This window comes from Aeromonas sp. R10-1 (assembly GCF_040908465.1).
Lineage (GTDB): Bacteria > Pseudomonadota > Gammaproteobacteria > Enterobacterales > Aeromonadaceae > Aeromonas > Aeromonas caviae.
This window is the reverse complement of sequence record NZ_JBFODT010000019.1, coordinates 1-13,151: the sequence shown is the minus strand read 5'-3', so window position 1 is coordinate 13,151 and position 13,151 is coordinate 1. Positions and strand designations below refer to the sequence as shown.

The 13,151-nt window shown below is 63.5% G+C and carries 8 protein-coding genes and 1 tRNA gene; 2 read left to right on the top strand and 7 right to left on the bottom strand.

Annotated features, from left to right (window positions below):
• Nucleotides 1–17 precede the first annotated feature (17 nt).
• Nucleotides 18–443: an LPP20 family lipoprotein gene (locus AB5Y93_RS08855; protein WP_010673311.1), complete on the bottom strand. Its 426-nt coding sequence runs from the start codon at nt 441–443 to the stop codon at nt 18–20.
• A gap of 88 nt (nt 444–531) precedes the next feature.
• Nucleotides 532–1,152 (bottom strand): FlgO family outer membrane protein, encoded by a 621-nt coding sequence (locus AB5Y93_RS08850; RefSeq protein ID WP_010673310.1) that lies wholly within the window; start codon nt 1,150–1,152, stop codon nt 532–534.
• A gap of 265 nt (nt 1,153–1,417) precedes the next feature.
• Here AB5Y93_RS08850 and AB5Y93_RS08845 point away from each other — a divergent pair, with 265 nt between their 5' ends.
• The gene (locus AB5Y93_RS08845; RefSeq protein WP_039041370.1) at nt 1,418–2,569 is read left to right on the top strand and encodes a flagellar assembly protein FlgT; all 1,152 of its coding nucleotides are present in this window, start codon (nt 1,418–1,420) and stop codon (nt 2,567–2,569) included.
• 50 nt (nt 2,570–2,619) lie between these two features.
• A tRNA-Arg gene (locus tag AB5Y93_RS08840) sits at nt 2,620–2,696 on the top strand.
• Between the two features lie 187 nt (nt 2,697–2,883).
• On the opposite strand, the gene AB5Y93_RS08835 is transcribed toward AB5Y93_RS08840, so the two are convergent.
• From AB5Y93_RS08835 to AB5Y93_RS08815, 5 genes are all read right to left on the bottom strand, one after another.
• Nucleotides 2,884–4,098, bottom strand: coding sequence for an HlyD family efflux transporter periplasmic adaptor subunit (locus AB5Y93_RS08835; protein WP_052688010.1), 1,215 nt, complete (start codon nt 4,096–4,098; stop codon nt 2,884–2,886).
• Complete coding sequence (locus AB5Y93_RS08830) at nt 4,088–6,196, bottom strand: ATP-binding cassette domain-containing protein (RefSeq protein ID WP_368229196.1); 2,109 nt, start codon at nt 6,194–6,196, stop codon at nt 4,088–4,090. Before AB5Y93_RS08830 ends, AB5Y93_RS08835 begins: the two co-directional genes overlap by 11 nt.
• Before the next feature lie 52 nt (nt 6,197–6,248).
• On the bottom strand, nt 6,249–7,544 hold the full coding sequence (locus tag AB5Y93_RS08825) for a TolC family protein (protein WP_368229195.1): 1,296 nt from the start codon (nt 7,542–7,544) through the stop codon (nt 6,249–6,251).
• Complete coding sequence (locus tag AB5Y93_RS08820; protein ID WP_368229194.1) at nt 7,532–10,168, bottom strand: sulfotransferase; 2,637 nt, start codon at nt 10,166–10,168, stop codon at nt 7,532–7,534. Before AB5Y93_RS08820 ends, AB5Y93_RS08825 begins: the two co-directional genes overlap by 13 nt.
• Before the next feature lie 70 nt (nt 10,169–10,238).
• A partial coding sequence (locus AB5Y93_RS08815; protein WP_368229193.1) for a beta strand repeat-containing protein occupies nt 10,239–13,151 on the bottom strand: 2,913 nt, incomplete at its 5' end.

The window sequence follows — 13,151 nt, the reverse complement described above, 5'->3', positions numbered from 1 at the left end:
CGCCCCCCAGACCCGCCCTAGAACTGGCCCGCCATCAGCTGATTCAGGTGATAGAGGTTGCGGGTGTCGAGCTCCAGCTCGGTGGCATAGGTGTTGCCACGGGGATAGGTCGCCACCACCCGGGCACCGCGCACCATGCCCGCCACCGACACATCCAGGGAGTTGGAGGTCTGGGTCAGGTCCTTGTAGCTGCTCTGGCCGCGCACCTGCTGGCCGTTGAGCTGCTCCGCCAGCTCCCGGTAGGCGTCCATCTTGGAGGCGCGGATCGCCTGCAACATCTTCTCGGACTGGGAGGGACCGGGCTGGATGTCGATCACCGCATACCCCACCGCCTTGAGCACCGGGAAGTCATCGGGCTTCTCGCCCACGTCATAATTCACCACCCGGTTGCCACTGCACGCCGTCAGCAACATGGCCATCAGACAACCCAACAAGATTTTCATCGCTGTTTCCCCGTTTTCCTGTTCACCATACCCGATGTGTCACGGCTCAATGTCAGCCAGTCCGCTTCACGCTTCATGACGCGCCACCTCAAGGGGTCAGGTTGACCAGATGGCCGGACGGGCTCTGGCCCCCCCGCATCAGGTAACCGCGATTGATGGAGGCCCGGCCAAAGGAGTTGCTGGCACCGGACAAATATTGTTTCGGGATCAGGCTCTGGGCCGTGGTCTCCACCATCTTGGTGCGCAGATCGATGATGCGGGCGTTGACCAGGATCCCCTGCTGATTGCGGCTGAAGGTGCCGGTCAGGATGCGGGAGATGGGCAGCCGGGACGAGAGATCCTTGTAGTTGCGGCTCATCACGAAATCCCCCTGCGGGGTCACCTGGATGTTGCCCGTGGTCTTGAAGTCCACCACCACCTCACCGCGCCGGTTCAGCTCGTAGATGAAGCTCTCCTCGATCTGCTGCCCCATCCAGTTGGTGTCCTTCAGGGTGTCGAGATCGACAAAGGAGGCGACCGCAATGGGCTCGGTCAGGGTCGTGAGAGACTTGCGCTCCATCAGCTGATCCGTCATGCGGGCCACCAGCCAGTTGAGCTCCATCCCCTTCGCCGCCTGGCGAGGGTCTCCCAGCTCCCGATTGATGGGGTCGGCCGACCCGCAACCGACCAATGCCAGCGCCACCGCCAGCACCGTGATAACTCTCTTCATGGATACCTTTCCTGTATCTGCACCTGACCTGTTATCGGTCGCAACCGCCAACACTTGAGGCAGGAATGCGCGCAGGATCCTCGATGATCCCAGGGCAAAGTCGCGCACTGTGCCACCGGAGCCCACCGCGCGAGCTCCGGCCAGGGAAGAAGGCATGGTTCTTGCTTTTATTTGGTCACCCGCTCCGGTGCAGACCGGATCTGTGTCCAGGATCCCTGACCCGCCCCACCGGCGGCAGCGGGGTCGCCCACTCAAGGTGTTTGTTATGAAAGTTTCGCTGCTGTTCACCCTGCTGCTGGCCAGCCTGTCGGCCAGGGCCGAACTTATCGAGGCCCAGGGCAGTGCCGCCATTCTGGGGGGCGACGAGGTCTATGCCCGCGAGCAGGCGACCCGGGATGCCCTGCGCCAGGCGCTGCTGGCCAGCGGCGCCTCCGTCTCCAGCATCCAGCGCCTGGAAAACGGCAGCCTGCGCTCCGAGCAGATCCAGATCCGCTCCGGCGGCGACATCCGCCAGTATCGCCTCAAGCGCGAAGAGGTGCGCAACGGCCGCATGTACATCACCCTCGTGGCCGACATCCAGGCGGAGCGGCAGATCTGTCAGACCCAGCACTACGCCAAGGATTTGACGCTGGTGCGCCTGCGCATGCGCTACCCGGACCAGGCGAGCACCGGTGCCCTGGACGACATGCCCGCCGATCTCTCCCGCCGGCTGTTTGAAACCCTGGCGACGACGCCCCAGGTGGTCGCACGCCAGTGGCTGGACGAGAACCTGCGCATCGACCCTCTCCATCTGCAACAGGGGGATCGCAGCGCCCTCGAGGAGATCAAGGCCCTGAGCCTGCGCACCGACAGCCAGTATCTGGTGCTCGGCAGCATCGACGACCTCTCCCTCGAGCCCCAGGGCAACGCCCTCACCAGCTGGTATGAGGATCCCGTGCGCAACTTCTCCATGCAGCTCTACCTGTTCGACGGCATCAACGGCAGCCTGCTTGGCCGCAAGGAGTACAAGGGCCGCGCCAACTGGACCTTCTCCAAGCGGGAACAGGTGGGCAGCAGCGGCGGCCAGTTCTGGCAGTCGAGCTTTGGCCAGGAGGTGGGCTACCAGTTGAAGGAGGCGGCCCAGGACATTGCCGCCGAACTCGCCTGTGCCCCCGTCACCGCCCGGATCGTGGCCCAGCACGAGCGCGGCCCCCACATCAACCTGGGCCGTCGCAACGGGGTCAAGCTCGGGGACCAGTTCCGGGTCCAGCACAGCGCCGACTTCGTCGACCCCTATGGCAAGTCCAGGGTGATGCGCAACCCCGCTGACGGTCTGTTCGAGGTGGTGCAGGTGTTCGAGGATGGCGCCATCATCAGCAGTCAGAACAAATATTCGCCGTTCAATGTCCAAATCGGTGACCTGGCCGTATTGGAATAGGAATCAAGGGTTTAAAAGCACAATGCTTCTTGTATAATGCCCGCCACAAGGTTCCCGTAGCTCAGCAGGATAGAGCGGTCCCCTCCTAAGGGACAGGCCACTGGTTCGACTCCAGTCGGGAACGCCATACACAGCAAGGGGCTGGCATCGTCATGATGCCAGCCCCTTGTGCGTTTCTGCGCCATTTCCCCCTCATCCCGGGCGCCACATGGCGGGCCTCGGGGGGCGAGAACCCTCGCCACGGCCTGTGCGCCATGCCCGCCAGATCAGGCAGGCATCAGCTCGGGGACGAGGTCAGGTCCCCTCAATCCCATCTAGCGCTCTCCGAATGACTCGCTCAGGGTCTTGCGCAGGGGCTTGAGCAGGTAGTCCATCACGGTACGATCACCGGTGCGGATATCCACCTGGGCCGTCATCCCCGGCAACACGTCGATCTCCCTGCCCGTCGTGGAGGTCACGGGATAGCTGGCAGGCTTGATCCGCACGCGATAATAGATGTCCATGCCGCGACTGGTCTCTTCCTTGAGGCTGTCAGCACTGACATAGGCCACCTCCCCCTTCACGCCGCCAAAGATGGTGTAGTCAAAGGTGTCGAAACGGATCGTCGCTTCCAGACCCGGCACCACACGGGCAATGTCCGCGGTGCTCACCTTGGCCTCAATCATCAGATCGTCGTCGACCGGGATGATCTGCATCAGCTCCTCCCCGGCCCTGAGCACACCGCCCACCGTGGTGACCCGGATGTTCTTGACGATGCCAGGCACCATGGCGGTAAACATGCTGTCCTGCTGCTCCTGCTTGCGCAGGGTCAGGGTCTGCGCGCCCTGCGCCATGTCATCCTCCGCCTTGGCCAGCTCCAGTCTGGCCTCCTCAAGGAACTGGTTGCGCCGGTTCACCAGCCGGGCCTCGGCCTCGTTGAGCCCACGCTGCACCCGCAGCAGCTCGGAGCCGCTGGCATCGCCATCAGCATAGAGCTGCTCCACCAGACGCAGCTCCTTCTGGGCCAGTGACACCGCCACTCGCATGGTTCTCAGCTCTTCCCTGAGGCCGGTCTGGCGCTGCTTGAACAGCGCCTCCTCGACACGGGCCGTCTCGGGAGAGCGTGCCAGCAGGTCAGGTGAGAAGGTGAGTCGCGGTTCACCGATGACTTCCGCCCGCAGCCGGGTGGCCCTCGCCTCCAGCGCAAACAGGCGGGCCTCCACTTCTCCAACCGACGCCCCCACTCTGGTCTGCTCCAGACGGGCGAGCAACTGACCGGGGGCCACCCTGTCCCCCTCCTTGACCAGCAACTGCTCCAGCACGCCGCCATCCACCGACTGGATGATCTGCACCCGGCTGCTGGCAATGACCTCGCCCGTGGCACGGGCGACTTCGTCCACCCGAAACCATGAGGCCCAGGCAACAAAGATCGCCATCAGGAGCGCCGTCATCCACAACCAGCCCTGACGGCCCCGGTGAGAGTTCTGCAACTTGCGGATCCGAGCCTGGGTACGCGCATCATCGTCTTGCAGGAAACGATCAGACCACATCAAGCATTCCTCCTTTGCCAGGGTGCGAAGATGCCGCCGGTCGGGCGAGCATCTGTGTCAGCACCCGATCCGGCGTGCCATCTTTGACTACCCGCCCCTGTTGCATGGCGATGACCCTCGTCGCCAGCCGGGCGGCCGCCATGGGCCTGTGGGTCGCCACGATCACGATATCCTCGGGCTGTATCGCCCCTTGCAAGGCCGTCCAGACACGCTGCTCGGATTCGCCGTCAAGGGCCGCAGTCGGTTCGTCCAGCAGCCATACCCTGGGCTGGTTGATCAGGACGCGAGCAAGCGCAACCAGCTGCCTCTGGCCGCCAGAGAGCCCCTCTCCTCCCTCGCTGATCACGAGATCCATCCCCTGAGGGCTGGATGCCGCAATGCCGTCGATGCCGAGCTCGCGGGTGATCTGCAGCAGGCGAGAGTCGCTGGTCACGCCGGTCAGGGCCAGATTGCTGCGCAGGGTGCCCTTGAACAGCTGTACGGCTTGCGGCAGATACCCCACCTGGCTGGCCACCAGTTGGGGATCGATTTCCCACAGATCGGCGTCTCCCAGACGGATGCGGCCTTCACTGGGGCAATACAGGCCGGCCAGCATCTTGAGCAGCGTCGACTTGCCACACCCGATCGGCCCGACCAGCAATACCCGCTCACCGGATTTGAACTGCAGGCGATCGATGTCGAGCTGGCAGATGGGCGATTCGGGATAAGCGAAACGCACGCGCTCCAGGGCCACCTCCCTGGGGAGTTCGTCCGGCAGCAGCAGTTGCTGCTCCGGGCGCCGATCCCGCGACAGGGACAAGACCTGGTGCACCATCTGCAACGCCTGTCTGACTTGCTGCCACTGCGCAAGATACTGGACGCTCTGGGCGATGGGGGCGATCACCCGCCCCCCCAGGATGCTGCACGCGATCATCCCCCCCATCGTCAGGAGGCCAGCCTCGATCTGCCATACCCCGACAACCACGGCGGCCACATAGGCCAGGGTTGACAGGCTGCTGGTGCTGACGCTGGAGAAACTGCTGACCGCCTTCTGCTGGATGTTGTAGCCATCGATGGTCGCCGTCACGTCTTGCCACTCCTGTGCAAAACGCCAGCCGGCATTGTTGGCACGAATCGTCTCTGCGCCCCGGATCGTGTCGACCAGCAACCCCTGGCGCTCGTTGCTGCGCAGCATCTGCTGTGACAGCAAGGCGCGAAGGCGCCACTGGCTGACATATCCCAGCAGCAATGCCACTGGCAGCAGCAGGGTGTACACCCAGCCCACCGCGCCGCCGATGATGGCGATAAATGCCAGAAACAGGGCGGCAAAGGGCAGATCCACCAGTGCAAACACCACGCCGGCACTGAAGAACTGACGCACGGCATCCAGCCCGCCAACCTGGGCCGCCAGAGTGCCCAGGCTGCGCGGCTGCTGATCCAGGCGCAGATGCAGTACATGCTCGAAGACCTGCTGCGAAACCCGCTTGTCGACGGCACAGGAGAGGCTGTCCAGGATCCTGGCCCGGGTGATCTTCAGCATCCAGTCCAGCAGGATGATCAATCCCATGCCGGTTACCAGGGTGGTCAGGGTCGAATAGGCCAGGGTCGGCACCACACGGTCATAGACCTGCATGGCGAAAATGGACGTGCCGACGGCCAGCAGGTTCACCAGCACGGTGGCCACGATGACTTTCCACAGCCAGCCCCGCTCTCGAAAGAGTTCTCGCCACACCAGGCGAGACGCCAGGTTGCCGGAGAAGACACTGTCGGCATCGGCACGTCTGCTCACCGGTGCCCGCAGCCAGACCACCAGGGCATCCTGCAGCTCGCTCTCATCGGCCTCACGGCGCATCCCTGCCCCATCGAGCAGGGTCAGGCGGCCCGTGGCATCCCGCTCCGCCAGCACCCACTCCCCCTTGGAACAGACCAGTGCCGGCAAGCGGCGCTGATCAAGACGACGCCAGGCGAGTTGCACGGGTGCAAGGTTCTTCAATCCGGCCTGGATCAGTACCTGCCTCAACCACTGCGCGGGCCCGAGGGTGGCAGTGGCTGGCGCCGCCTGCTCCCACGCCTGTGCCAGTGCATCGCGGTCGAACGGGATCTGTAACGTAGCCAACAAGTGTGTCACCAACGCAGATGACATGCCGTGCGGCGCCTGCTCGGCGGTTTGCCTATCCATGGGGTTGTAACTCCTCACCGTTCAAGGTCACCAGGGGATCCAGCCCCCCTGTCAGGGCAGCCAATTGCAAGGAGTAAATCTCCCAGTCACTCTTTGCCTGGACCAGTTGCAACTGCTGTTCACTGAATTCGCGCTGGATATTCAGCACATCGAGCCAGCTCTTGGTCCCTGCCACATACTGGCGTTGATAGGATCCCAGCACGGCCCCCAACTCCGCCAGTGACTCAGTCTGTACCCGCACCAGCCCGGCCTGCAGCTCACGGCTGCGTTGCAGGCGACGCACGCTGCGCTCCAGCTCGCTGACGGCGTAGGCCAGGTCATCTTCGGCCGCGCTCTGCTGCGCCACCGCCGCGTCTGTCCTGCCACGGGTCGCAAAGCCCATCCCCTCCAGCGTGCCCTCCAGCACCAAACTGACCCGGGTATCATCCCGGTAGGATGGCTGATCGTAATCCTGCTCTGCTTGCAGGTAGAGCGTGGGCATGGAGGCTGTTCTGACCTGCTCCACACTCGCCCTGGCCCGCTCGATCTCCTGCTTCTTGTAACGCACTTCGGCGCTGCCCTGCAGGGCGGCCTGGTGCAATGCCTCGCCCTCGCTGACCTGCAGCAGCTCCGGTGTCACCGGTTGTCGGGCCGGTACGGGCGTCTGGGTCAGGGCCAGCAGATCGCTTCTCGCAATGGCCAGCTCCCCTTCGTATCGCTCCACCCTCGCCCTGGCTTGCGCGAGGCGAGTGGCCGCCAGGCGAACATCCGCCGTCGATGCCAGCTGACCCTGCTCCCGGCGGCTGATCTGCTCGAACAGCGACTGATGGGCAGCCAGACTGGCTTGAACCACCTCCAGGCGCTGACGGCTGCCAAGGACATTGGAGTAGGCCACGGCGGTCTGCTCCAGCAGCTGGCGCCGCACTCGCAGCAGGTCGACACGCTCGACCTCTGTGTCGGCATCGGCAAACGCAATGCTGTTGTCAATTCGCCCGAATGCCCACAACGGTTGGCGAGCGCGCAACGTCACCGGCGTGGCGCGATCCTCCCCCGTGGTGGCTTCAGCATCCTGCTGCACCTGGGCAGTCACGCTGGGGTAGCGCTGACTGCGGGCTGCATCGGCAGAGTATTCCCTTGCCTCGATCTGTGCCCGTTTGCCACTCACGGCAGGGTGCTGGCTCAGGGCCGCCTGCAACGCCGCCTGCAAGCCATCGGCCTGTTGTGCATTCGCGGGCAAGGTCAACACGGCCAGGCTCAGGAGCAGCAGGCCATGCCGCCTCAACTGCGGCAAGCTAGTTACCATGAACATTCTTCGTCGATTTCCTGTTCGTTGTGGGGCAAGGCTGTCTGTGCCACAGGCGGCGCCTTGCGCATCAGCTGCGCCGCCTTTTCCGGCTCGCCCGATAGCGTATATGCCTGCGCCAGATCCTCGCGCCATTGCCCATGCCAGGGGCACTGTTCGTGGGCCTTGTGCATCAGGGCGATGCCCTCGGCCAGATGGCCCTTGCGCACATAGACAAGCCCCACCATGAAGGTGGCGGCAGCGTGCTCGGGCAGGTGATGCAGCAACTGCTTGAAGCAGTGCTCGGCTTCGTCCAGCTTCTCTTCCCGGTAGCGCGCCACGCCCGTTTCCAGCAAGCCGGGCACGGGTAGCGCCACCATGTCGTCGATCGGTTGCCATTGGATGCGCCCATTGGTGCCGCGCAGCAGCGGGGCAAGATGGGCTTCGTAACGCGCCCATCTGGCCATGGAGCTCTTGTACAGCGGCTGGCGCACCTGCCAGACGCTGGCTGTTTTCACCGGCCGTTGCAACTCGCTGAAATTGAGGACCTGAGGCTCCCAGACCACCCCGACGTAATCCAGCATGCGCCGCGCCTCGCGTTCGGGGTCCGCCAGCACATCCTCGTAGCTCACCTCCAGGATCTCCCCGGGGAAAAGCTGGTTCCAGTGGTGCATCAGCAGGTTATGGTCGGCGAGCTGTTCCCCTATCCAGGTCAGGTCATAGGCAAAGCCCATGCCGCCGTGTTTGGCCGCGTAATCGGTAAAGTAGTTGGAGATGGCGATATCGCGGGGATCCCGCCGCACCGAGATGATCCGCGCATGGGGGAAGAGCAGCTTGATGAGGCCGATGTTCTCGAAGTTGTGGGGCAGCTTGTCCACCACATGCCGCGCCCCGGGAGCATACTCCTGCAGCTCTTTGAGAAGATTGCCCGTGATGCCCGCGATCACCCTGGCGTCCAGATCGTCCACACAGTCGGGGTAATGTCGGCCGGAACCGACCCGGCGCTCCCACCGTTCAAGGCCCGCAATCACGCCGGGGATGAGCCCCAGCTCGCCCGCACCGTGCACCTGGCTGTGGCTGGCCAGCATCTGCTCGATCAACGTGGTGCCGGAGCGCGGCATGCCCAGCACGAACACCGGCAGCGTCGAGTCATTGCCAATACCCCGGCGATGTTCATAGAGCGATCTGCTGAAGGCATGACGGATGCGCGCGCAAGCTTGCCGGTGCGCCGCCGGGTCATAGCCGAGCAAGGCGCGGCTGGCGCTGTTGGCCTCATCGGCGAGGGCAAAGGCCTTGGCATAGTCCTGGCGTTTCTCCCAGGAGGCCGCCAACTGCAACAGCAGACCGGGTTTCACCAGCCCCTCTGGACCGGGGCGGCGGGCCAGCACCTCCAGATGGTGCAGGGTGGCGTCATCCTCCGGGAAGCGCCGCGCATTGATAAGCGAGGCATATCCGCGCACCGGGTCGAGCACCTTGACCCGTTCAAACAGCGCCACCGCCTCCTCAATTCGTCCCAGTTGCAGGTACAACTGCCCCAGCCCCAGCAAGGCCGGCACCTGTTGCGGATTCGCTTGCAGCACCTGGCTGTAGCGCGCGTCGGCTTCATCATACTGCTGCTCCTGCGCCTCGACCCCGGCCAGCGCCACCTGTGCTTCGGCCAGCCAGTGGGATCGGGAAGCCCCGTCGAGACGCTCTGACGGCGGCAATGCCTGCGCCTCTTCGAGTGCCTTAGTGGCCATCTCTCTGGCCAGCGCCGTCTGCCCCTGGGTCGCGACGGCAACCAGCTTGAGGCGCGAAGCCAGCGCGGGCTGTTGCTGCTGGCCCGCCAGATGGATGGCCCGTTGCAGCAAGGCGATGGCCTGGGACGAGCGCCCTTGCAGCTCAGCCAGCTCGGCGCGATGCTGATGCAAGCCGGGATGGTCGGGATACTCTCTTCCTCCCCGGCACAGGGCATCCTCGGCCTGGGCATGGCGACCTTGCTCGGCCAGCCGCTGGGCGTATCCCCTGATCAGGCCGCAATAATCCTCTTCGCCCAGCAAGCGTTGCTGCTCGTCCAGCCAGGCATCGGCGGCGGCATATTCCTCTGCCGCCAGCCACAACTCCAGACGCAGACCTCGCAGTTGCTGGCCATGCCAAGCCGCCTGTGGCTCGGGCCAGTGCTCCTGCTCCCCCTCCCAGAAGGCCTCGGCCCGAGTCAGCAGTTGCTCGCCCAATGCGATGGCCCCGTCCTGCAAATAGAGGCGCAGCAGTTGTTGGTAGAACAGGATATTGGGCGCCAGGAAAAGGCTTCGCTCATACAGTTGCCGCGCCGCCGCCGTCTGCTGGCGCCTGAGCTGGCAGGTCGCCAGCCGCGCCAACAGCAACGCATGATCCGGTGCGTCATGCCGGGCTGCCTCGAGCAGCGCCTGCGCCATGTCAAGCTCACCCAAGAGCAGTTGGACGGCAGCCAGGTCGACACGTCCGTCGACGTCAAGAGCGGCAAGATCCAGCCCTGCCAGCGCGTGGCGTGCAGCATCCAGCTCGCCAAGCTGGGCACAGGCCAGCGCCAGCAATACCTGTTCGGCGGGGTGTTGTGGGGCGCTGCAAGCCTCCTGCAACAGCACAAATTGTTGCTGCAAGGCCAGCGTGCGCAATAGGGAGAGTGAACTCATGGGAACCGCGGGATCCTGGGGCGTTATCGCCCCTCCATGAGGGGCGATAGGAGTGGAAAAGACGAACGGATCACACCAGTCCCTGAAGACTGTGCGGCAAAGCCGTCAGATAACCGACCTGAAGTCCTTGTGGCAAGGCTCCAGAGTGTCGCCAGAAAGTCGCAACAAAAACATTAGGATGATTGGATTGAGCACTCCGGTAAGCTCCACCAGAGGTGCCGTTTATGCCGAAGCCATACTTGTTGTAATCATGTGCGCCTCCTGCGACACGCCACACAATATCATTGGCTGTCCCATAACCCCACTGAGTCACAGAGCTACCACCAGGCGTCTTCACCGGAGACCCCGTTCCTACCAAGGTGATCTTGTCATCCGAGCCGAGGTTATTTACTCCCGCCCAGGCCACAGCACCAGACCAGTTAAGGCTAAAACTATCCGACGGAACCACGACATAGATGTCGTAGGACTTACTGGCCGAGAACACTCGGCCATCGATATTTGTTGAGTCAGCCTGAGTCATATCGAAAATCACCGCTGTGAGGCTAGGTGCGGATGTATCGATCACGATGGCTTCATTTGCCCCGAGAGAACCGGCCCCGCCCGGGGTCGGCAAGGTCAGGGTGGCGTTGTTGCCAGCAACGTCGCGGATGGTGCCGCCATTGAGGCCGAGCGCCCCCGCGCTCAGGTAATCCAGATCGGCGCTGGTGTCCCCCGCCTGCACCGTATAGTTGAAGGTCAGGGTGTTGGAGCCTGAACCACTGACGTAATTGATGGTCCGATCCGTGGCACCGGTTTCCAGAGTCAGTTGCGGCGTGCCAGAGACGGTGACCGCCTCGCTGAAACTGACCTGGATGCTGATCACACTCCCCACGCCATAGGTGCCCGCCGCCGTGGTACTGCTGACACTGCTCACGGTGGGGGCCGTGGTATCCACCAGGTAGCCGGCGTTGTCGGCCACCACGCCATGAGCCAGATTGGCGGCATTGCCCGCGGCATCGCTCAGGGTGCCACCGTTGTTCTCCAGGCCATTGGCAACGATCGAGATGCCGTTGGCATCGGTCTGACCCGCCAGAATGGTGTATTGGAAGAGCAATGAGGCCGTGCCACTGCCCGAGACGTAATTGGCATAGACGGTGCTGCCCCCGATATTCAGCGCCACACGGGGTGTGCCACCTGAGGTATCGATCACGGTCGCTTCATCCATGGTCACGGTGACGCTGACCACGTCACCGGCATTCAGGGTGTTGCTCTGTGCACCGCTGGCCCCCGTGATACCCACACTGCTGACTGCCGGGGCCGTGGTGTCCACCAGGTAGCTGGCGTTATCACCTACCGCACCATGAGTCAGGGTAGCGGAATTGCCCGCCGCATCGCGCAGGGTGCCGCCGTTTGCTTGCAGTGCATCGGCATCCAGACTGATGCCGTTGGCATCGTTCTGACCCGCCAGAATGGTGTATTGGAACAGCAAGGAGGCCGTACCATTGCCAGAGACGTAATCGGCGTAGACGGTGCTGCCACCGACATTCAGCGCCACACGGGGTGTGCCGCCCGTGGTATCGACCACGGTTGCTTCATCCATGGTCACGGTAACGCTGACCACATCGCCTGCATTCAGGCGCCCGCTCTGTGCACCGCTTGCACCGCTGATGGCGATGCTGCTGACTGTCGGTGCGGTTTCATCCACCAAGTCGTTGATAGCCAGGGTGACGGTTTGCTCGCTGGCATTGCCTGCCGCATCGGTGGCCACCACGGTGAAGCTGTAGCTGGCCTTGGTCTCGTAGTCCGGATTGCCCGTCAGGGTCACGGCACCCGTGGCGGCATTGATGCTGAACAGCGCCGCGTCCGCTCCCGCCTTCAGGCTGTAGCTGGTACTGCCGGTCACTACGTCGTCGGTGTCAGTGCTCGTGACGGTGTAAACGACTTGGCCTGCCCCACTGTTCTCGCTGATAGCTGTTGCGGTAGCAGCGGAGGTAATGGTCGGCGCTGTGTCATCCAGGTTGTTGATCCCCAAGCTGACCACCTGCTCGCTGGCATTGCCCGCCGCATCGGTCGCCACCACGGTGAAGCTGTAGCTGGCCTTGGTTTCGTAGTCCGGGTTGCCCGTCAGGGTCACCGCGCCCGTGCTGGCGTTGATGCTGAATAGCGCAGCATCGGCACCCGCCTTGAGGCTGTAAGTCACGGTGCCTGCATCCGTCGACGCTGCGGTGTAGACAATCTGCGCGGTGCCACTGTTTTCATCAATGGCGGTGGCGCTAGCCCCCGAGGTAAAGCTTGGTGCGGTCGTGTCGACCAGGTAACCGGCGTTATCCGCCACCACGCCATGAGCCAGATTGGCGGCATTGCCCGCTGCATCGCGCAACGTGCCGCCGTTTGCTTGCAGTGCATTGGCATCCAGACTGATGCCGTTGGCATCGTTCTGACCCGCCAGAATGGTGTATTGGAACAGCAAGGAGGCCGTGCCACTGCCCGAGACGTAATCGGCGTAGACGGTGCTGCCACCGACATTCAGCGCCACACGGGGTGTGCCGTCCGTGGTATCGACCACAGTCGCTTCATCCATAGTCACGGTGACGCTGACCACGTCACCGGCATTCAGGGTGCTGTTCTGTGCACCGCTTGCACCGCTGATGGCGATGCTGCTGACTGTCGGTGCGGTTTCATCCACCAAGTCGTTGATAGCCAGGGTGACGGTTTGCTCGCTGGCATTGCCCGCCTCATCGGTGGCCACCACGGTGAAGCTGTAGCTGGCCTTGGTCTCGTAGTCCGGGTTACCAATCAGGGTCACTGCACCTGTGGCGGCATTGATGCTGAACAGCGCAGCATCCGCTCCCGCCTTCAGGCTGTAACTGGTGCTACCGGTCGCGATGTCGCCGCTGTCGGTGCTGGTCACGGTGTAAACGACTTGGCCTGCCCCACTGTTCTCATCGATGGCGCTGGCCGTGGTCCCCGAGGTGATGGTCGGGGCCACTTCGTCCAGGTTGTT